The 20,737-nt window shown below is 64.4% G+C and carries 20 protein-coding genes; 15 read left to right on the top strand and 5 right to left on the bottom strand.

What is annotated here, in order from left to right; genetic code table 11:
* Positions 1-49 precede the first annotated feature (49 nt).
* From P9228_RS12965 to P9228_RS12935, 7 genes are all read left to right on the top strand, one after another.
* On the top strand, positions 50-985 hold the full coding sequence (locus tag P9228_RS12965; protein WP_278053787.1) for a glycosyltransferase family 2 protein: 936 nt from the start codon (positions 50-52) through the stop codon (positions 983-985).
* Entirely contained in the window at positions 985-1,857 is an 873-nt protein-coding gene (locus P9228_RS12960; protein WP_278053785.1) for a glycosyltransferase family 2 protein, read from the top strand. Before P9228_RS12965 ends, P9228_RS12960 begins: the two co-directional genes overlap by 1 nt.
* The gene (locus tag P9228_RS12955; protein WP_278053784.1) at positions 1,854-2,597 is read left to right on the top strand and encodes a hypothetical protein; all 744 of its coding nucleotides are present in this window, start codon (positions 1,854-1,856) and stop codon (positions 2,595-2,597) included. Before P9228_RS12960 ends, P9228_RS12955 begins: the two co-directional genes overlap by 4 nt.
* Positions 2,598-2,671: 74 nt before the next feature.
* Positions 2,672-3,763, top strand: a complete 1,092-nt coding sequence (locus P9228_RS12950) for a DNA topoisomerase IB (protein WP_278053782.1) — start codon at positions 2,672-2,674, stop codon at positions 3,761-3,763.
* Between the two features lie 106 nt (positions 3,764-3,869).
* Complete coding sequence (locus P9228_RS12945; RefSeq protein WP_067002334.1) at positions 3,870-4,244, top strand: YciI family protein; 375 nt, start codon at positions 3,870-3,872, stop codon at positions 4,242-4,244.
* Entirely contained in the window at positions 4,241-5,515 is a 1,275-nt protein-coding gene (locus tag P9228_RS12940) for an RNA polymerase sigma factor (RefSeq protein WP_278053780.1), read from the top strand. The genes P9228_RS12945 and P9228_RS12940 overlap by 4 nt, the downstream gene beginning before the upstream one ends.
* Positions 5,516-5,698: 183 nt before the next feature.
* A complete protein-coding gene (locus tag P9228_RS12935) occupies positions 5,699-7,213 on the top strand; it encodes an aldehyde dehydrogenase family protein (protein WP_278053779.1) in 1,515 nt (504 codons plus the stop codon).
* 189 nt (positions 7,214-7,402) lie between these two features.
* Here the strand turns inward: P9228_RS12935 and P9228_RS12930 are convergent, their stop codons facing one another.
* Positions 7,403-8,269: a hypothetical protein gene (locus P9228_RS12930; RefSeq protein WP_278053778.1), complete on the bottom strand. Its 867-nt coding sequence runs from the start codon at positions 8,267-8,269 to the stop codon at positions 7,403-7,405.
* Positions 8,270-8,594: 325 nt separating this feature from the next.
* Between P9228_RS12930 and P9228_RS12925 the strand changes: the two genes are divergently transcribed.
* The 3 genes from P9228_RS12925 to P9228_RS12915 all read left to right on the top strand — a co-directional run bounded on the left by P9228_RS12925 (position 8,595) and on the right by P9228_RS12915 (position 11,130).
* The gene (locus tag P9228_RS12925; protein WP_278053776.1) at positions 8,595-9,428 is read left to right on the top strand and encodes a GNAT family N-acetyltransferase; all 834 of its coding nucleotides are present in this window, start codon (positions 8,595-8,597) and stop codon (positions 9,426-9,428) included.
* 135 nt (positions 9,429-9,563) lie between these two features.
* A complete protein-coding gene (locus tag P9228_RS12920) occupies positions 9,564-10,334 on the top strand; it encodes an SDR family oxidoreductase (RefSeq protein ID WP_278053775.1) in 771 nt (256 codons plus the stop codon).
* A gap of 34 nt (positions 10,335-10,368) precedes the next feature.
* Positions 10,369-11,130 carry an SDR family NAD(P)-dependent oxidoreductase gene (locus P9228_RS12915; protein WP_278053772.1) on the top strand — a complete coding sequence of 254 codons (762 nt, stop codon included), beginning with the start codon at positions 10,369-10,371 and terminating at the stop codon, positions 11,128-11,130.
* Between the two features lie 36 nt (positions 11,131-11,166).
* Here the strand turns inward: P9228_RS12915 and P9228_RS12910 are convergent, their stop codons facing one another.
* The 4 genes from P9228_RS12910 to P9228_RS12895 all read right to left on the bottom strand — a co-directional run bounded on the left by P9228_RS12910 (position 11,167) and on the right by P9228_RS12895 (position 15,863).
* Entirely contained in the window at positions 11,167-12,270 is a 1,104-nt protein-coding gene (locus P9228_RS12910) for an alcohol dehydrogenase family protein (RefSeq protein ID WP_278053770.1), read from the bottom strand.
* 68 nt (positions 12,271-12,338) lie between these two features.
* The gene (locus tag P9228_RS12905) at positions 12,339-13,718 is read right to left on the bottom strand and encodes an aspartate aminotransferase family protein (RefSeq protein ID WP_278053769.1); all 1,380 of its coding nucleotides are present in this window, start codon (positions 13,716-13,718) and stop codon (positions 12,339-12,341) included.
* Between the two features lie 36 nt (positions 13,719-13,754).
* Entirely contained in the window at positions 13,755-15,248 is a 1,494-nt protein-coding gene (locus tag P9228_RS12900) for an NAD-dependent succinate-semialdehyde dehydrogenase (protein ID WP_127246041.1), read from the bottom strand.
* A 129-nt stretch (positions 15,249-15,377) separates the two neighbouring features.
* Complete coding sequence (locus tag P9228_RS12895) at positions 15,378-15,863, bottom strand: Lrp/AsnC family transcriptional regulator (RefSeq protein ID WP_127216188.1); 486 nt, start codon at positions 15,861-15,863, stop codon at positions 15,378-15,380.
* An 84-nt stretch (positions 15,864-15,947) separates the two neighbouring features.
* On the opposite strand from P9228_RS12895, the gene P9228_RS12890 reads away from it, so the two are divergent.
* The 5 genes from P9228_RS12890 (at position 15,948) to ehuD (ending at position 20,733) form a co-directional block, all read left to right on the top strand.
* Entirely contained in the window at positions 15,948-17,333 is a 1,386-nt protein-coding gene (locus P9228_RS12890) for a PLP-dependent aminotransferase family protein (RefSeq protein WP_278053764.1), read from the top strand.
* A 136-nt stretch (positions 17,334-17,469) separates the two neighbouring features.
* The gene (gene ehuA, locus P9228_RS12885) at positions 17,470-18,255 is read left to right on the top strand and encodes an ectoine/hydroxyectoine ABC transporter ATP-binding protein EhuA (protein ID WP_278053763.1); all 786 of its coding nucleotides are present in this window, start codon (positions 17,470-17,472) and stop codon (positions 18,253-18,255) included.
* Positions 18,256-18,358: 103 nt separating this feature from the next.
* Complete coding sequence (gene ehuB, locus P9228_RS12880; protein ID WP_067326181.1) at positions 18,359-19,210, top strand: ectoine/hydroxyectoine ABC transporter substrate-binding protein EhuB; 852 nt, start codon at positions 18,359-18,361, stop codon at positions 19,208-19,210.
* A 187-nt stretch (positions 19,211-19,397) separates the two neighbouring features.
* On the top strand, positions 19,398-20,057 hold the full coding sequence (gene ehuC / locus P9228_RS12875; protein WP_095781183.1) for an ectoine/hydroxyectoine ABC transporter permease subunit EhuC: 660 nt from the start codon (positions 19,398-19,400) through the stop codon (positions 20,055-20,057).
* A 16-nt stretch (positions 20,058-20,073) separates the two neighbouring features.
* The gene (gene ehuD, locus P9228_RS12870) at positions 20,074-20,733 is read left to right on the top strand and encodes an ectoine/hydroxyectoine ABC transporter permease subunit EhuD (protein ID WP_067002307.1); all 660 of its coding nucleotides are present in this window, start codon (positions 20,074-20,076) and stop codon (positions 20,731-20,733) included.
* Positions 20,734-20,737: the final 4 nt, after the last annotated feature.

Below are 20,737 nucleotides of genomic sequence, written 5' to 3'. Positions count from 1 at the left end.
CCGCCGGACCGTGGACCGGCCTGCCGGGCACTTGCGCGGAGTTCAATTGTTGACATCGGTCAGCATCATCATTCCAGCACACAATGCGTCGGCAACCGTTGCAGACACGTTGGCAACCTTGCGCTCGGAAGCCGAGGTCATCGGCGAAGTGATACTGGTCGACGATTCCTCGACGGACAACACGGCGGCCGTGGCCGCGGACGCAGCCTCGCGGCTGGCGCTGCCGTTCCGGGTCATCCGGTCCAATTGTCGGGACGCGGGCGGCTCCCGCAATCTTGCGCTGGCCGAGGCGCGCTTCCCCTGGATTTATATGATCGACGCCGACGATTTGCATATCGAGGGCGGGTTGCGGACGCTGCTGTCCAAGACCAGGACCAAGCCAGGCGCCGACATGGTGGTCGGCGCCTACCGCCGGCGGACCGATGGCCGGGACCGACAGTTCAAAACGCCGGCCGGCTACATGACTGCCGGGCTCGCCAATGCCTCCGCTTATGTGGAAGGCAGGATACGGTCGATTGCCGTCGGCAGCGCGCTGGTGTCGCGGCATACGGTCGGGGACACGCGCTTCCCGACCGGGCTCGCCTACGACGAGGACACGTTGTTCTGGGCGCGGGTTATGCGCAAGGCATCGCTCGCGGTCGTGAGGCAACCAATCATGATCTACTTCGTATCGTCGGACCGCTCGGATGACCGCTTCGCGATAAAGCCTGCGCGTCGCTTCCTCGAATGGCGCCTGGCGCTGCGCGAACTCGCCGACTGCGGCATTGCGAAATCGTCGTTGAAAGCGAGGGAAGGGCTTGTGGCGCTCAAGATCGCCCGCGTTCACTACGCCCGCGGCGATCTCGAAACGGCGGCAAAATTCCTGGCGGTTGCCGAAGCGGCGCCCAAGGTTTCCACCGACATCTGGCGCTGCATGCGCTACCGGCTCAAAATCGCAGCGCGGCGCCGGTTCCCGGCTCATCGCGCCCAGCTGCAAAGTGCCTGATGGCCGACGGGCCGGAACTTGCAGTCGTGGTGATAGGTTTTCGGGCTCCGACCGATCTGGTCGCGGCGGTCAGGTCGGTGCTCGGCCAGAACATCCCGCTCGAGGTGGTGGTCGTGAATTCCGGCGGCGGGAACGCCCAGGCGCTTCTGGCCAATGCCGGACTCGACGTGCCAGTCATCGAGTGGGTAGAAAGGCTCTTTGCCGGGGCCGCGAGAAATCGCGGCATAGCGGCGACGAAAGCTCCTTTCATCGCCTTTCTCGCGGATGATTGCCTGGCATGCCCGCGATGGGCCGAGGTCCGGTTGCGCCATCACCGGGAAGGCGTCGCGGCCGTGGCAAGCGCCATCGCCAACAGTCATCCGCGCAATCTGGTCGCGTGCGCGGCCCATCTCGTTACCTATATGCGGCGCCTGCCAGGTCTTCCCGCTCATAAGGCACTTCGTTACGGCGTTTCTTTCGACCGAAAATTGTTCGATCGGTATGGCCTATTCGACGAACAAATGGCGACGGGAGAAGACACGGAATTCCTGGAAAGGCTGCCAAAGGCGATCGTGCCGCTATGGGAGCCAGCGGTGCTTACCGTCCATCGCAACGAGACACGGCTGATCCGAGTGATTGTCGACCAGTATCTGCGCGGATACCGATATGGGACCTACCTCAAATCCGTTGGGCACCGAAAGCCATTGCGGATTTTCAAAGGGGTGTTTCGGGACCGGCGCAATGTCGGCAAGTTCGCAAAAGAAGGCCTGGCCGAAGAGGATAGACGTTTCGCGATGTTATCGCTGCCGATCGTGTGGGCTGCATTGTTCGCAAAATCGCTGGGGGCAGCCGTCGGCGTAACGCATGGCGATAGGACAGGCACGCGGCCATGATCACCCTGGAGATGAAGCAGCCGCGCCGGCGGCGCGGTCGATGGCTTTGGGCGCGGCAAAGGATCGTCGCCATTTTCAGCTATCGCTACGATGCGCATCTGGTGCCAGACCTCCTCGCCAATCTCGACGCAATCGTCGATGGCTGGATCGCCTATGACGATCGCTCGGCGGATGCGGTCTTCAGCAATGAACCGCAGAGGCGGCGCGCGCTTATTGCCGCGGCCTATGAGGCGGGTGCCGATTGGCTTCTGGCAATCGATCCGGACGAAAGGCTGGAAGATGCCGTGGCAAGCCGGATAGGCCAACTGACCAGCGGGTCCAGGCGCAATGCCTGGGGATTTCGCCTAAGGGAGATGTATACGCCGGCAAGCTATCGCATCGACGGCGTCTGGGGCCAAAAGATGCAGCACAGGCTTTTCCCCGCCTATCACCCGGATCTGAGCCGGTCGCAAGGGCTGCATGAGGCCTGGTTCCCCGAAGATCTGCGCTTCAAGCTTCGGGACAGCGGCCTTAACCTTTATCATTTGAAGATGATCGAGCCGAAACGGCGCGTGGCACGTCGCGACCTCTACAATCATCTCGATCCGGAGCAACGTTTGCAGCAGATCGGCTACGACTATCTGACGGACGAGTCGGGAGCGGTTCTGGAAGCGATACCGGCCGGGCGAGACTACTTTCCCACCCATGTCGACGACGGCAGGCTTTGGATGGCTGAGGTGTCCGCCGACCGGCGGAGCTGAAGGACGCCCTCTGGGGACGGCGGAACCAGCCGCTGTCGCGCGGCTTATCTACGGACCAGTTCCGTGGAGTTACCATGCTGCAACGAGCACAATCGTCCTTCGGCCGCCTGGCGGGTGGTCTGGAAATACAAGGGAACGGCGCGCAGAGTTCCGCCGAGCGCGCCGCGCTCAGCTATGTCAGCGATGCCGATCCGGGCATCCGGCGCCTGAGAAAAGGCAAGGGATTTTCCTATGTCGGCCCGAACGGGAGTGCGGTCACCGCGGCCACCCTTGACCGTATCAAGGCGATCGTCATTCCGCCCGCGTGGACGGATGTATGGATCTCGCCCGACCCGAACGGCCATATCCAGGCGACCGGCCGGGATCAGCGCGGACGCAAGCAGTACCGCTATCATCCGCAGTGGACCGAGGAACGGGACGGCGTCAAATACTCCAGCCTCGTTGCTTTCGCGCAAAGCCTGCCCTCCTTGAGGCGCCAGGTCGATGCCGACCTGCGCCGTCATGGACTTCCGCTGGAGCGCGTTGTCGCCTCTGTCGTCTGGCTGCTCGACAACACCATGATCCGTGTCGGCAATGCCGCCTATGCCCGCGACAACAAGAGTTTCGGCCTGACCACGCTGCGCGACCGCCATGTCGAAATCACCGGTTCCAGCCTGCGCTTCTCCTTCACGGGCAAGTCCGGCAAGGAATGGAAGCTGAAGCTCGTCGACCGACGCATCGCCAAAATCGTGCGCGGCGCGCAGGACCTGCCTGGCCAGAAGCTGTTTCAGTATCTTGATGACGAGGGAACACGCCGGCCGCTGCGGTCGGAGGACGTCAATCGCTATATTCGCGAGGCATCTGGCCCGGAGTTCAGCTCCAAGCATTTTCGTACCTGGGGCGGCACCATCCATGCGGCATCCCTGTTCGCGCAGGCGGAGTTGCCCGAGAGCATGACCCAGAAAAACCGCGTGATGAACAGTATCGTCGACAAGGTCGCCGAACGACTCGGCAATACGCGAGCCGTCTGCCGCCGGTGCTATATCCATCCGCTCGTCTTCGAGGCGTGGGCCGAAGGGAAGCTGCTCGGCGAAATGGCCGAAGCCAACAAACGAAAGCGCCTTATACCGGGCCTCGACGAGGAGGAGACGCTGGTGCTGAGATGGCTGCAGGCGCGCGAAGCCTGACCACCAGGAGGATAGCGTAAACCCTCGATAGCTCTACAACTTTTTTGTCGACCTTGTGTCGGGAAGGGTCCTACTGTTGCGTCCTTTGATACGGAAAGGACGCACCATGCTCTATGCCATTCTCTGCTACGCCTCCGAAGACGTGGTCTGCTCCTGGAGCAAGGAACAGGACGAGGAGGTCATGGCAAAGCTCCTCAACGTACAGGACAAATACGCCAGGGCAGGCCGGCTGGGGCCGGTGGCGCGCCTGCTGCCGACCACAGCCGCGACGACGCTCCGCAAGGTCAAGGGCGAATCGGTGGTGCTCGACGGCCCGTTCGCCGAGACCAAGGAGCAGTTCCTCGGCTTCTACACGCTCGAATGCAATCACCTGGACGAAGCCGTCGAGTTCGCTCGCGAACTCTCCGAGGTCAATCCGAGCGGTGGTTCCTACGAGATCAGGCCGATCTCGGTCTTCAATCCGACAAAGGTTCCCGCATGACCGAGCTTGCCTGGATCAGCAACGCGATCAGCACCGCCCGTCCGCAGGCGATGGGCGCGCTGCTGCGCTATTTCCGGGACCTCGACGCCGCGGAAGAAGCTTTCCAGGATGCGTGCCTGAGGGCGCTGAAGAACTGGCCGAAAAACGGGCCACCGCGCGATCCGGCGGCCTGGCTGATCTTCGTCGGCCGCAACAGCGGCATCGACGCGGTGCGCAAGCGCGCCAAGCAGGCGCCGATGCCGGAAGAGGACCAGATCTCCGATCTCGAGGATGCCGAAGGCGATATGGCCGAGCGGCTCGACGGCGCGCATTATCGCGACGATATCCTGCGGCTCCTGTTCATCTGTTGCCATCCGGACCTGCCGGCGACGCAGCAGATCGCGGTCGCGCTGCGCATCGTCTCCGGCCTGACCGTCAAGCAGATCGCGCGCGCCTTTCTCGTCGGCGAGAGCGCCATGGAGCAGCGCATCACCCGGGCCAAGGCGCGCATCGCCGATGCCGGCGTGCCGTTCGAGACGCCAGGCGCGGTCGAGCGTTCCGAGCGCTTGGCGGCGGTCGCGGCCATGATCTATCTGATCTTCAACGAGGGCTATTCGACCAATGGCGGCGAGGCGCCGGCCCGCGCGCCGCTTTGCGAGGAGGCGATCCGGCTCGCCCGGCTGCTGCTCAGGCTGTTTCAGCAGGAACCGGAGATCATGGGGCTGACGGCGCTGCTGCTTCTCCAGCATGCGCGCGCGCCGGCGCGCTTCGACGCGCATGGCGAGATCGTGCTGCTCGAGGATCAGGACCGGTCGCTCTGGAGCCGCAAGATGATCGACGAGGGCCTGGCCCTGGTCGACAAGGCGCTGCGTCATCGCAAGCCTGGCCCATACCAGGTGCAAGCGGCGATCGCGGCATTGCATGCGCGGGCGGCAACACCCGAGGATACGGACTGGACCGAGATCGACCTGCTCTACGGCTTGCTCGAGCAGATGCAGCCGTCGCCGGTAGTGACGCTGAACCGCGCGGTCGCGGTAAGCAAGGTGCGCGGCCCCGAAGCGGCGCTGGCGATGATCGAGCCGCTGGAGGATCGGCTGGCAGGCTATTTCCACTTCTTCGGCCTGAAGGGCGGCCTGCTGATGCAGCTTGGCCGCAGCGAGGAGGCGCGCGTGGCCTTCGACCGCGCGATCGCTTTAGCCAACACCGCCGCCGAAGCCGCTCATATCCGCATGCATATCGACCGGCTGATCAAGGAAAGCACCGAGACGTCGCAGGCCAAGAAGGCGCGCTGATCCCACTTTCACTGCTGGCCCAATTTTGCGCGCCGGGGTTGGACCATCCCGGGGTGGCGGTTTTTCCCTGAAACGAGTAATGCCACGCCATGAAAGCGCCGTCGTGCCTCAGGGCGCCGACAAGACGTGGCGCAAGGCTTCGACGCTCGCCATATCCAAGGCGAGATCTGAAAAGGAACAAACATGACGATTGCGAAGGAAACGGCCTCACTTCTGGAGAAACTTGGCGTCGCCAAGGATACGCTTTCCGGCGGCGACCTCATCGTGCGCAGCCCGGTGACGGGCGAGCAGATCGCGGCACTGAAGTCGATCTCGGCGGTCGATGCCGGCAAGGCTATCGATGCCGCGCACAAGGCCTTCCAGGCCTGGCGGCTGGTGCCGGGGCCGAAGCGGGGCGAACTGGTGCGCCTGCTCGGCGAGGAGTTGCGTGCTCACAAGGCGGAGCTCGGCCGGCTGGTGTCGATCGAGGTTGGCAAGATCCCGTCCGAGGGTCTTGGCGAAGTGCAGGAGATGATCGACATCTGCGATTTCGCGGTCGGTCTTTCCCGCCAGCTCTACGGCCTGACCATCGCCACCGAGCGCCCTGGACATCGCATGATGGAAACCTGGCATCCGCTCGGCGTCGTCGGCGTGATCTCGGCCTTCAACTTCCCCGTCGCGGTGTGGTCGTGGAACGCGGCACTTGCACTCGTGTGCGGTGACGCGGTGGTGTGGAAGCCGTCGGAAAAGACGCCGCTGACGGCGCTTGCCTGCGAGGCGATCTTCGAGCGCGCCGCCAGGCGTTTCGGCGCCGATGCGCCGGAAGGCCTGCTCCAGGTGCTGATCGGCGACCGCGCCGTCGGCGAGGTGCTGGTCGACCATCCGAAGGTGCCGCTGGTCTCGGCCACGGGCTCGACCCGCATGGGCCGCGAGGTCGGTCCGCGGCTGGCCAAGCGTTTTGCACGCGCGGTGCTCGAGCTCGGCGGCAACAATGCCGGCATCGTCTGCCCGAGCGCCGATCTCGACATGGCGCTGCGCGCCATTGCGTTCGGCGCCATGGGCACCGCCGGCCAGCGCTGCACGACGCTCAGGCGTTTGTTCGTGCACGAGAGCGTCTATGACGCGCTGCTGCCGCGCCTGAAGAAGGCCTATCAGAGCGTTTCGGTCGGCAATCCGCTGGAGACCTCGGCGCTGGTCGGTCCGCTGATCGACAAGGCCGCCTTCGACAATATGCAGAAGGCGTTGAACGAAGCGGAAGCGCATGGCGGCAAGGTGACCGGCGGCACGCGGTTCGAGAACGGCCATCCCGAGGCCTACTATGTGCATCCGGCGCTCGTCGAAATGCCGAAGCAGGTTTCGCCGGTGACGGAAGAGACCTTCGCGCCGATCCTCTATGTGATGAAATATGCCGATTTCGACGAGGCGCTCGACCTGCACAATGCGGTCGGCGCAGGCCTGTCATCCTCGATCTTTACCCGTGACCTGCAGGAATCGGAGCGCTTTCTCGGCGTCGACGGTTCGGACTGCGGCATCGCCAATGTCAATATCGGCACGTCGGGCGCCGAGATCGGCGGCGCATTCGGCGGCGAGAAGGAAACCGGCGGCGGCCGGGAGAGCGGCTCGGACGCCTGGAAGGCCTATATGCGGCGCGCCACCAACACGGTGAACTTCTCCAAGGCCCTGCCCTTGGCGCAAGGCGTGTCGTTCGACATCGACTGAGGACATAGAGCGGTTCACCGTTCCACGGAAACGGCAAGCCGCCCTATCTCTTTGATTTGACAATTCGGGACGGAAGACCGTTTCACACTTTCCTGGAATTGCTCTGAGCGCCGCGTCATGGTCTAAGCGGCTCAACGGCGCGTCTCTTTGCGCGCCGTCACGGCAAGCTCGGAGCAGGCGCCGCGGCGCTCAGCCTTCGCTCGCCCCGGAAAAACTCGCCTCGAAGGCTGCGTCGACGATGGCGAGCTTGGCTGCCTGGACGGCCATGTACTCGTCGAAGAACTGCCGCGACACCCACATGACGGAATGTCCGCGCTGGCCGACCCAGCCGATGCTGCCGAGCGCCTCGGCGTCGCGGAGCTTGCGCGCCAGATGCGTGCGCGACAGCTTCAGCCAATGCGCAAATTCGCTGATCGAGATGACGCCGGTCGGAATCTTCTCGAGGCTGGCGTCCTCCGGATCGATACCCGACATCAGCCAGTCCATGACGATGCCGCCGTTGTTGAGCCAGATGAACAACGAGAAGGTTTGCTGGGGTTCCCGCACCGGAATGGATGCGAGCAATCCGTCGCAGATCAATGGCTGCAGCTTGGCCAGCATATCGGGGTGTTCGAGGAAAGTCGTCAGCCGGGCTCCGCCATCGATGCGGTCGAGCGTTCGCAAATGGGCATGGATCCAGCCGGTAAAGGTCTCGACGGTGGCCGCGGTCACCCGCAAGGGATGAGCCCGGCCATCGCCACGCGACGAAATATATTCGGCGACGTTGTAACGGAGCATTTCCTTGACGAACGCTTCGGCGGTGTTGCGGCTGGCGACTGAATTGCGGCGCACGACCTCGATGAAACGCGCTACGGTCATTTCGGTGCGACGGTCATCGGGGTCGCGCCTGAAATGCAGCGCAAGTCCGACATGGCCGAGCAGCCAGCGCTGCTGGGTGGCAAAAACGGCGGCAAGGCGCGGGCTGGTTTCGTAGATATGGATGAGCGCGCGCGACTGCTCCTTGACACCGCGCAGAGCTGCCGGATGACTGGCGATTTCTTCGGCGCTCAAGGGCATTTCCTGCGGCACTCCATTCGATTCCAAGCAACGACGAAAGAAGATTCCCCGCCTTCCACGGTCGTGTCCAGTTGCCCATTGGAACAACGGCTGATGTTTCGGCGCGTTCTTGCTAACCCTTTGCATCGATTCGAAAAACCCGGATGGTAATTCGCTCGACGGTCTAGCGTTCAATGGGCGGTCTCTTCGCCGAATCGGCGAAGGAGCATCGACGGTTGGGCTTCGTGGCGTGGACAGGTCGGCAACGTCCAAAACCGGTCTTTGCAACCTGCTGGCGGCGACCTATCCTGGCGACTTGAAATCCGTTGCCGCGCCGAGTGAAGCCATGCCGAGAACGATCCGGACGCTGACCGCCAGCGAGGTGGAAACGCTCGTCGAGTGGGCGGCGGGGGAAGGATGGAATCCGGGCATCGGGGATGCCGCCGCGCTCAGGGCCGCCGATCCTGAAGGGTTCATCGGCGCCTTCGTCAGCGGCGAGATGGTGGCCGGCATCTCGGCCGTCGCCTATGGCGCGGAGTTCGGTTTCATCGGCCTCTATATCTGCCGGCCCGATCGGCGCGGCGAAGGCCATGGCAAGGCGGTCTGGGATGCCGGCATGGCTCGGCTCGGCGACCGCATTGTCGGCCTCGACGGCGTGGCCGAGCAGCGGGCCAACTACCAGCACAAAGGCTTCGTGCCGGCTTATGAGACCGTCCGCTTCAGCGGTCGTCCGGCCGGACTGACCGGCGGTCGCGATATCCGGTCCGTTGCCGCCGCCGAGACAGCCGAGATCCTGGCCTATGACCGCCAGTGCTTCCCTGCGCCTCGGGAGGCCTTCGTGCGGGAATGGCTGCAGCCGCCCCGGATCGCGATGATGTCCACTGGCTCTGCTGGGCATGCCGGCTACGGCGTGGCGCGCCGATGTCGCGAAGGTTCCAAGGTCGGTCCGCTGTTCGCGGACGACATGGATACAGCCCTGGCTTTGATGGCGGAACTGGCGGGCAGGACGGCAGGCGAGGCGCTGCATATCGACGTGCCGGCTACCCAGATCGGCTTCACCGCCGTGCTTCAGGCTGTCGGCATGGTCCCCGGTTTCGCGACGACCCGCATGTATCGGGGCGGCAAACCAGGCAATGCGCCGTCGAAGGTTTTCGGCATCACGACGCTGGAGCTGGGGTGATCGCGAAGCGGATGGCTTCGGTCCTGTGATCATTGATTGTCCGGCCTGGCGCATGCGAGATGTCTCTTCGACGTGGTTCGGATGCCCGGACTGTGTCTCGCCGCAACGATCATCGCACAGTGCGGAGGTTATCGAATGGATGCAAGAACCGTGCTGATCGCGGGCGGCGCCGGGGGAATGGGTCTTGCGACGGGACTGCGCCTGGCGGCCGACGGCGAGCGGATCGTGCTCGCCGACCTTCCCGGCGCGAAACTCGACGAGGCCGTGTCAAAGATTGCCGCGACCGGTGCGAACGCGATCGGTCTGCCGCTCGATATCCGTTCCGTCGCTGCCTGCCGAGAGGTTGTGGATAAGGCACGCGAATGGGGCGGCGGCCTGGACATTCTCGTCAATGCCGCCGGCGTCTGGCTCGAGGGAGCGGCAAGCGAGATCCGCGAAGAGCAATGGGACCTGGTGCTGGACGTCAATCTCAAAGGCGCCTTCTTCCTGATCTCGGCCGCCATTCCGCACCTGTCGGCGGCGCAGGGCGTTATCATCAATATCGCCTCCGACGCGGGCATCGTCGGCAACAGCGGCGCGGCGGTCTATTGCGCGTCCAAAGGCGGGCTGGTGCTGCTGACCAAGGCTCTCGCCCTGGAGCTTGCGCCGCACGGCATCAGGGTCAACGCCGTCTGTCCTGGCGACACGGCGACGCCGATGATCGAGTATCAGGCAAGGACCTATGGCGGAGATGACCCGGACGGCTACAAGCGCCGGCTCCTTGGGCACTACCCGCAAGGGGAAAGAGCACGGTTCATCGGCGTGGAAGAGATCGCCTCCTTCATCCATTATCTTTGCCAGCCCGGCGCGGCGCCGATCACCGGGGCCGCGCTTTCGATCGATTTCGGCATCAGCGCCGGCTACTGACTCGCGGCATTGGCGTCATCGCCTGGGAGGCTTCATGACCATATTTCGCAAATCCCGCACGGCGCTGGTGACCGGCGCGGGCGCCGCCGACGGCATCGGCGCCGCGGTGGCGCGTGAGCTCGGAGACGCCGGGCTTGCGGTCGCGATCACCGCCTCGTCGCATCGCGTCGAGCAGCGCGCTGAAGAGCTGCGGGCGGAGGGGCTCGACGTTCGTGCGGTGGTGGCCGATCTGACGCGTGCAGCGGATGTCGAGCGGCTCTGCTCGGAGGTCGGCGAAATCGATATCCTCGTCAACAATGCCGGGATGGGAACAGTCGCCCAGCCGGCGCTGCAGCGGCGATTTCTCGATCTCAGCGAGAGCGACTGGGACCGCGGCATCGATGTCAGCCTGAAGACCACATTCCTTGCCACACGCGCATTTCTGGCCGGCATGGTCCGACGCGGTCATGGACGCGTGGTGAACATGGCCTCGGTCACCGGCCCTTACGTCTCCAACGAAGGCGAGGCCGCTTATTCCGCCGCCAAGGCAGGCATGGTCGGGCTGACGCATGCGCTTGCGCTGGAGGTCGGCCGCAGCGGCGTCACCGTTAACGCCGTAGCGCCGGGCTGGATCGCGACGGGCGCCTCGACGCCGGAAGAGCTCCTCGCGGCGCAAAACACGCCGCTTGGACGCGCCGGCACTCCGGAGGAGGTCGCTGCGGCTGTGCTGTTCCTGGCGTCCGACGGCGCCAGCTATGTCAACGGGGCCGTCCTCGTCGTGGATGGCGGCAACATCCTTCAGGAGCGCAAGGGCTGACCGCGAAGGTCAACTAACGGCCGCCGCCATCGGCCGCTACTTGTTCGTGTCGGCAATCGCGTCCGGCACCACCACCAGCTTGCCGACGAAGTCCTTGGCCATGAAGTCGGTCTGGGCGCGGTGGAAGTCCGACAGCTTGTAGACGCCGCCGACCAGCGGGCGGATCTTCTTCTCCTCGATGTAGCGCACGATGCGGCGGAAATCGGCCCTGGTGCCCTGGCTCGAGCCGTGCAGCTGAAGCTGCTTGAGATACATGGTGCGCAGGTCCAACTGCACCACCGGCCCCGCGATGGCGCCTGCGGTGGTGTAGCGTCCCTCGGGCCGCAGGATGCGCAGCAGATCATTGAAGATGGCGCCGCCGACAAGGTCGGCGACCACGTCGATGGGTTGGCCAGCGGTCGCTTCGTTGACGGCGGCAGGCAGGTCGGCCACGCCGCGCGTGACCACTTTCTCGGCGCCGATGTCGAGCACCGCTTGCTCCTTGCCCTTGCCGACCACGGCATAGGGAATGGCGCCCCGCGCCCGCGCCAGCTGCACGATGCCGGAGCCGACACCGCCGGAGGCGCCGGTGACCAGCACCCGTTCGCCGGCCTTCAAGCCTGCACGTTCCAGCATCTGCTCGCCGGTGAGATAGGCGCAGCAGAAGGTGGCGAGCTCGACATCGCTCAAATCGGTATTGACGACATGCGCGTTCTCGGCCGGCAGCGCCTGGTATTCGGCATAGCCGCCGTCACGGCCGTGGCCCATATAGTCGATGTCGGCAAGCGAATCGTCGTCACGGTTGTAGATGGAGAAGTCGACCATGACGCGTTCGCCGATGCGCTCGGAGGGTACGCCGTCACCGACGGCGACGATGGTGCCCACCGTATCGGTGCCCTGGATGCGCGGAAAGGTCAGCGTGTTGCCTTGCCGGCGCCAGGTCGACACGGCGGCCGCGTCTTCCTCGGTGCCGTAGGCGCCCTGGCGCACCCACACATCGGTGTTGTTCATGCCGCAGGCGCTGACCTTGACCAGCACCTCGCCGGCAGCCGGCGGCGGCACCTTCACATCGGTGCGATAGACGAGTTTTTCCAGGCCGCCGTGGCCGGTGAGCTGCACGGCGGCCATCGTGGCCGGGACGGTTCTGGTCATGGCATTCATGTCAATCTGTTCCTTTGCCTTCGCGCAATTCCCCACGGAAAACCGTTTCACACCTTTCCTGGATTGCTTCAGAGGCTGGCAAACACGCTGTTCACGGCGTCGGCGGTCTTGGCGACGATGGTGTCGGCCTCCTCGCGCGTCAGGCAAAGCGGCGGCGCGAAGCCGAGGATGTCGCCCTGCGGCATGGCGCGGCCGATGACGCCGCTTGCCGCGAGCGTCGTGGCGATCTGCGGGCCCACTTTGAGCGCCGGATCGAAGAAGACGCGATCGTCGCGATCCCTGACGAACTCGACCGCAGCCAGCATGCCGTCGCCGCGGACCTCGCCGACGTTTCTGTGGTCGCCGACGGCCTTGGCCAGCTCGGCGCGGAAATAAGCGCCGGTCTCGCCGGCATTCCTCACCAGATCCATCTCGTCGATCAGTTCGAGATTGGCGACGCCCGCGGCGACGCAGATGGGATGCGCCGAATAGGTCCAGCCGTGGCCCAGCGAGCCCAGCTTGTCGGAACCCCTGACCAGCACCTGCCAGACCTTGTCGGAGACGATGACGCCGGAAAGCGGCGCATAGGCAGACGTCAGGCCCTTGGCGATGGTGATCAGGTCCGGCTTGATGCCGTAATGGTCGGAGCCGAACATGGTGCCGAGACGGCCGAAGCCGGTCACCACCTCGTCGGCGACAAGCAGCACGTCGTATTTGTTCAGCACCGCCTGGATCTTTTCCCAATAGCCGGCGGGCGGCGGCACGATGCCGCCGGTGCCGAGGATCGGCTCGCCGATAAAGGCCGCGACGGTGTCCGGGCCCTCGGCAAGGATCATCTCCTCGAGCTTGTCGGCGCAATATTGCGAAAACTGCTCCTCGCTCATCGAGCGGTCGGCGCGGTGGAAATAATAGGGGGCCTCGGTGTGCATGATCGGCGCGCGCGGCAGGTCGAAGGCGTTGTGGAACAGCTCGAGCCCGGTCAGCGATCCTGTCATGACGCCGGAGCCGTGGTAGCCGCGCCAGCGCGAGATGATCTTCTTCTTCTCCGGCCGGCCGAGAACGTTGTTGTAATACCAGATCAGCTTGATGTTGGTCTCGTTGGCGTCGGAGCCGGAGAGGCCGAAATAGACCCTCGACATGCCCTTCGGCGCGCGGTCGATGATCATCTTGGCGAGCGTAATCGAGGCCTCGGTGCCGTGCCCGACATAGGCGTGATAATAAGCGAGGTTCTTGGCCTGATCGGCAATGGCATCGGCGATCTTGTGGCGGCCATAGCCGACATTGACGCAATAGAGGCCGGCAAAGGCATCGATGCTCTTCTTGCCGGTGTTGTCCCAGACGGTGACGCCTTCGCCGCCGGCCATGATGCGTGCCGGGGACTCGCCCCGCGCATGCGTGCCCATATGCGTCGAGGGATGGAAGAAGTGGTCGCGATCCCAGGCCGAAAGTTCGTTGGACTGTTCGAGCATCTTTTTTCTCCTTGCAGGGAATTCTTCCGGCGTGCGCTAGGCGACGTCCAGACAAAGGTATTTCAGATCGGTGAAGGCTTCGAGGCCATGGCGCGAGCCTTCGCGGCCGATGCCGGACTGCTTGACGCCGCCGAACGGGATCGGCGCGCCGGTGATCTTCACCCGGTTGATCGCGACCATACCGTATTCCAGCGCGCGACCCATGCGCGCCTGGCGCGCGCCGTTCTCGGTCACGACATAGGCGACGAGGCCATATTCGGTAGCATTGGCGCGGGCGACGACTTCCCGTTCCTCGTCGAACGGGGTGACGGCGGCGACCGGGCCGAAGGTTTCCTCATGCATGATCAGCGCCTCGTCCGGCACATCGACGAGCAGCGTTGGCTGATAGAACAGCGGCCCGGCCGCATGGCGCTTGCCGCCGATGAGGCAGCGCGCGCCGCGAGCCAGCGCGTCTGCGACCTGCTCCTCCACCTTCTTGACGGCGCGCTCATGCATCAGCGGGCCGATATCGGCGTCGGGTGAAAGCCCGTTGCCGGTGCGCAGACGCTCGATGCGACGGGCGAGGGCGGCGCAGAAGCGGTCATAGATCTGGCGCTGCACATAGATGCGGTTGGCGGCAAGACAATCCTGGCCGGAGGTGGCGAATTTGGCGTCGAGGGCGATCGTCACCGCCTTTTCGATATCGGCATCACCGAAGACGATCAGCGGCGCATGGCCGCCGAGCTCCATGACCAGTCGCTTCATCGTCGGCGCGCTCTGCGCGGCAATCAGCCGGCCGACGTCGGTCGAACCGGTGAAGCTCATGGCGCGCACCCGGGCGTCAGCGCACATCGCGCCGACGATGGTGCGCGCATCCCCGGTGACAACGTTGAAGACGCCGGCGGGCAGGCCGGCACGCTCGCCGAGCTCGGCCAGCGCCAGCGCCGAAAGCGGCGTTTCCGAGGACGGATGCGCCACCACGGTGCAGCCGGCGGCAAGCGCCGCAGCGGCCTTGCGGGTGAGCATGGCCGACGGAAAGTTCCATGGGGTGACGACGCCGACGACGCCGAGCGGCTCGCGGCGAACGGTCATCTGAGCATTCGGCAAATGGCTGGTGACGCTTTCGGCATTGAGGCGCTTTGCTTCCTCGGCATACCACTCGACGAAGGAGGCGGCGTAGTCGATCTCGCCCAGCGATTCCTTTAGCGGCTTGCCCTGTTCAAGCGTCATCAGCAGCGCCAGGTCGTCCTTGGCGGCGACGATCAGCTCGAACCATTTTCGCAAGATTCCGGAGCGCTCCTGCGGCAGCGCGGAGCGCCAGGCCGGCAGGGCACGCGCTGCCGCGTCGACAGCCTCCGCCGTTTGGCTTGCGCCGAGGGCGGCAACGAAGGCGACTGTGGCGCCGGTGGCCGGATCGGTGACTGCGAAGCTCGCAGCCGAGTCGCCGGCGGTCCAATGGCCCCCGATATAGCCGAGATCGCGCAGCAGCCGGCGATCGGCGAGACGATCCAGTGCTTCGTGGCGGTGTGGGCGTGCAAAATGCGCGGACATCGTTTGTCTCCCGGTGCCAAGGCGATGCGGAGAGATTAGCCGCGCGACCGAGACAGAGAGGCTTTTTCGGCAGCCGCCAGGAGAGAGATTGTCTCCCATGGCCCGCCGGGCCAGACGATCTCTCCGGCTTCAGCCTGGCAACAGGTCGGCGACAGGCACCACGGACTCCTCCTTCACCGTCTTGGTGACGATGTAGGTGAAGTAGCGGTCGATGCCGATCTCGCGTTCCAGAAGGGCGTCGACAAGCCGCTGATAGGCGTCGATGTCCCGCGCCATCACTTTAAGCACATAGTCGACGCCGCCGCCGACCGACCAGCAGGCGACGATCTCGGGTACGTCGCGGATGACCCGCTCGAAACGGTCGAAATCGGCCTGCCGGTGGCTGGCCAGTGTCACCTCCATCAGCACGGTCGCCACCGGCGCGATCGCGCGCATGGTGATTGCGGCGTGGTAGCCGGAGACAATGCCGGCCTTCTCCAGCTTGCGCAGCCGCATCCAGCAAGGCGTCGGCGACAGGCCGACCTTCTCGGCCAGCGCCAGCTTGGTGATGCGCCCGTCGCGCTGGATGGCGTCAAGGATTTTGAGGTCGATCGGATCGAGTTTTGCTGCCGCCATGCCGGCTCCAGTTTTTGTTCCGGACACCATGACGATGCATTATTTCGATTGTCAATTGCACTGATTTCGATCTCTAATAAAGTCATGACATTATGGCAGCCAGATCCTGCGCTCATCCGCCGCCCGGCCTACCTCTCGCTGGCCGATCAGTTCGCGCGCGCCATCCATGACGGAAAGCTCGCCAATGGCGCGCGACTGCCGACGCACCGGCGGCTTGCCGACGACCTGAAACTTTCGGTCCAGACGGTCAGCCGCGCCTATGAGGAACTGATCCGCCGCGGTCTGATTGCCGGCGAGGTCGGGCGCGGCAGCTTCGTGCAGACGCAGCGCCGCGAGCCGGAGCCGCCCTACCTCCCGGAACGGTTGGGCGAGGTCATCGACCTCTCGATCCTGAAGCCGGTCTGCGAGCCGATGCATCTGGAGAAGCTGAAGCAGGCGTTGGGGTGGCTGGCCGAGAACCTGCCGTCGAGTTCGGCGCTGTCGTTCCGGCCGAACATGGTGTTCCCGCGTCATCGCACGGTGGCGGTCGAATGGCTGAAGCTCTGCGGCCTCGACGCCTCACCGCAGAACATCAGCCTCACCAACGGCGCCACCGCCGGCATGACGGTAGCGCTGATGAGCGTCGCACCGCCCGGTTCGACGGTCGCCACCGAGGCGATCGGCCACCACACGCTGGTGCCGCTCGCCCGCTATCTCGGCTTCAACCTCGAAGGCCTGCCGATCGACGGCAACGGCCTGATCCCGGAAGCGTTGGACGAGGCCTGCCGTCTCTCCGACATTCGCGCCGTTTTCGTCCAGCCTTCGGTCATCAACCCAACGGCGAGCTTGATGGACGACAGCCGGCGCGAGCAGATCGCCGCGGTCGCGCGCAAACATGACATCGCCATCATCGAGAACGACGTGCTCGGGCCGCTCGTCGAAGGCCGGCCTCCGGCGGTTGCCGCCTTCGCGCCCGAGCGGACGCTCTACGTCACCTCCTTCACCAAGATAACCGTGCCCGGCCTGCGGATCGGCTATCTCGCCGTGCCCGACCGCTATGTCGCGGCGGTCGCCAACCGCCATCTCGTCTCGAACTGGATGGCGACGCCGATGGTGGCGGAAATCGCGACGCGGTGGGTGAATGACGGCACGGCTTTTGAGTTGGTCGACTGGCAACGCGGGGCGTTGAGACGCCGGCAGGAAATCGCAGCCGAAATGCTGGCCGGCGTCGACTATCGCTCCCATCGCGACGGGCTGCATCTGTGGCTCGAATTGCCGGGCGACCGCGCCGAGGAGAGCTTCGTTGCGCAGGCGCGCCTGCGCGGCGTGGCGATTGCCCCGGGCACGTCGTTCCGCATCGCCGACACGCCGTGGCATCCGGCCGTGCGCATCTCGCTCGGCTCGACCACCGAAGGGGAACTGCGCTCGGGCTTGAGCGTCGTCGCCAAGCTCCTGCTGGGCGATCCGGAGCATCTTCTGCTCGCCATCTGATGCAAAAGCGGATCGCCAATTACCCTGAAATTGTGCAGCGCTCGAAAAATTGTCATGATATTATTTTCCTAATTGACATGATTTAGCGCGTTTCGCATCGTTAGGAGCATAGGCCGCTTCAGAACGGGGAAATGGATTGCCCGCGCCCATCATCAAGGTCGACGCCATTTCGAAGAGCTTCGGCGCCTTCAAGCTGCTGGACGGCCTGTCGATGCAGGTCATGCCAGGCGAGAAGCTGGCGCTGATCGGCCCATCCGGATCGGGCAAGACGACGATCCTGCGCATCCTGATGACGCTGGAAAAGATCGACGGCGGCCATATCCAGATCGACGGCGAGCAGCTCTATCACATGGAGCGCAACAGGCAGCTGGTGCCGGCCGACGAGCGGCACCTGGCCAAGATGCGCCAGAAGATCGGCATGGTCTTCCAGCTCTTCAATCTGTTCCCGCACAAATGCGTCATGGACAACGTCACGCTGGCGCCGATGCTGACCAAGGGCGTGGCGCGAGCCGCCGCCGAAAAACGGGCGATGGAGCTGCTCGACATGGTGGGCCTCGCCGATAAGGCGAAGAGCATGCCGGCACAGCTTTCCGGCGGCCAGAAGCAGCGCGTCGCGATCGCCCGCGCGCTGGCGCTGTCGCCCAAGATCATGCTGTTCGACGAGGTCACGTCGGCGCTCGACCCTGAGCTTGTCGAGGAGGTGCTCAACGTCATGCGCAAGCTCGCCGCCGAAACCGACATGACGATGCTGCTCGTCACTCATGAGATGGGCTTTGCCCACGACTTTGCCGATCGCGTGCTGTTCTTCGATCGCGGCAGGATCGTCGAGGAGGGCAAGCCCGATGAGATTTTCCGCCATCCCAAGCAGGAACGAACGCAGGGCTTCCTGAAGAAGATCATCGCGGCCGGCCATCGCGTCTGACCGTCATGCCAGGGCGGCGAAGCCGTCCCGAAAGCCAGAAACGGGTGGCAAGGACGCCATCCGAACCGAGCGAACCAAGAAGAGAAACAAGGAGTTGGGAACGATGAAGAAACTTGGCATCCTGGCTGGCGTCGCCGGTCTCGCCGTAAGCACCATGCTGCTCGCCTCCGGCGCGCGTTCGGCAGACGACGCAAAGCTCGAGCAGCTCAAGCAGCAGGGCTTCGCCCGCGTCGCCATTGCCAACGAGCCGCCTTACACGGCGGTCGCCGCGGACGGCAAGGTCTCGGGCGCTGCACCCGACGTAGCGCGCGAGATCTTCAAGCGCCTCGGCGTCAACGATATCGTCGCCTCCATCTCCGAATACGGCGCCATGATCCCCGGCCTGCAGGCCGGCCGCTTCGACGTCGTCACCGCCGGCCTGTTCATGAAGCCCGAGCGCTGCGCGGCAGTCGCCTATTCCGAGCCGGTGCTGTGCGATGCGGAAGCGATGCTGGTGAAGAAGGGCAACCCCAAGGGTTTCAAGAGCTATGAGGACGTCGCCAAGGACACGTCGGCCACTATCGGCGCGCCGGGCGGCGGCACCGAGGAGAAGCTGGCGCTCAATGCCGGCGTGCCGCGCGACCGCGTCATCGTCGTGCCGGACGGCCAGAGCGGTCTGAAGATGGTGCAGGATGGCCGCATCGATGCCTATTCGCTGCCCGTTCTGTCGATCAACGACCTCATCAAGAAGGCCAATGATCCGAACCTCGAAGTGATCGCGCCGGTGCAGGGCGCGCCGGTCTATTGCGACGGCGCCGCCTTCAAGAAGGGCGACGAGGCGCTGCGCGATGCCTATGACGTCGAGCTCGCCAAGATGAAGAAATCCGGCGAGTTCGCCAAGATCATCGAGCCTTACGGCTTCTCGGCCAAGGCGGCGATGTCGACGACGCGCGAGAAGCTCTGCGCGGCGAAGTAATCTCCCTTCTTCCCGCTTGCGGCGAGAAGGTCACTCGAAGAGCCGGATGAGGGGGCGGCGCGCCAGCATTTCAAGGTCAGCGCTGCCCCTCATCTGCCTGCCGGCATCTTCTCCCCGTGAACGGGGAGAAGGGGCTGTCGCAGCCGTCTCGCAACAACTGCAAAACGTTAGGAAAATTTGAGACTCAATGACCCAGTGGTCCGGCTATCTCGGCCTGATATTGCAGGGAGCGCTTGTCACCATCGAGCTGACGCTGATGGGGTCGGTGCTTGCGCTCGTCATGGCCTTTCTCGCCGGCATGGGACGCGTATCGCGCTTCTTCATCGTGCGCGCGATTGCCACGACCTATATCGAGTTCTTCCGCGGCACCTCGATCTTCGTGCAGCTGTTCTGGGCCTATTTCGTGCTGCCCTTCGCCGGTCTGTCGCTGACGCCTTTGCAGGCCGGCGTGCTGGCGCTGGGGCTCAATGTCGGGGCCTATGCGGCGGAAGTTGTGCGCGGCGCCATCCTGTCGATCGGCCGTGAGCAATATGAGGCCTGCACCGCGCTTAATCTCGGCCGCTGGCAAGGCATGCGCCACGTCATCCTGCCGCAGGCGCTGCTCATCATGCTGCCAACCTTCGGCAACAACGCGATCGAGCTGCTCAAGGCGACCTCGGTCGTATCGCTGATCTCGCTTGCCGATCTCACCTTCCAGGCGCAGGTGGTTCGCTCGCAGACCGGCAGCACGCTGATGCCCTTCGTCTCCGTTCTCGTCATCTATTTCGCGCTCGCGCTGATCATCTCCTGGGGCGTGCGCTCGCTGGAGCGCCGCATGGCGCGCGGTCTCGACGGAGTGCGTGTCTGATGGAATGGGCCCGCTAATGGAATGGGATTGGAACTTTGTCTGGGAGATCATGCCGACCCTGATCCAGGGGGTGAAGATCACGATCCTGGCGACCGTGCTCGGCTCGATCTTGGCCGGGATCGTCGGTCTGGCGATCGCGCTGGCGCGGCGCTCGCCTAACCGCACGGTGTCGCGCAGCGTCGGCTGGTTCGCCGAATTCATCCGCGGCACGCCGCTTCTGGTGCAGCTCTATTTCATCTTCTACGTGCTGCCCGATATCGGCATCCTGCTGCCGCCCTTGGTGGCGGGCGTCATCGGGCTTGGACTGCACTACGGCACCTATACGGCCGAGGTCTATCGCGCCGGAATCGACAATGTGCCGCGCGGCCAGTGGGAGGCTGCCAAGGCCTGCAATCTTAACGGCCGCCACACCTGGACGCATGTCATCCTGCCGCAGGCGATCCCGCCGATGATCCCGGCCTTGGCCAACTACTTCATCGCCATGTTCAAGGAGACGCCGCTGCTTTCGGCGATCACCGTGCTGGAGCTGATGAACCAAGCCAAGAGCGTCGCCAATACCTATTACCGCTACATCGAGCCGATGACGCTGGTTGGCGCCTTCTTCCTCGTCATCAGCCTCTGCTCCGTCGTGCTGTTGCGCTGGCTGGAGCGTCGTTACGGCAGGATCGAGAGATGAAAGT

Origin of the sequence: Mesorhizobium sp. WSM4898 (assembly GCF_029625845.1) — a bacterium.
Classification (GTDB): Bacteria; Pseudomonadota; Alphaproteobacteria; order Rhizobiales; family Rhizobiaceae; genus Mesorhizobium.
The sequence above is the reverse complement of the archived record's forward strand: the minus strand, read 5'-3'. Positions and strand labels throughout refer to the sequence as shown.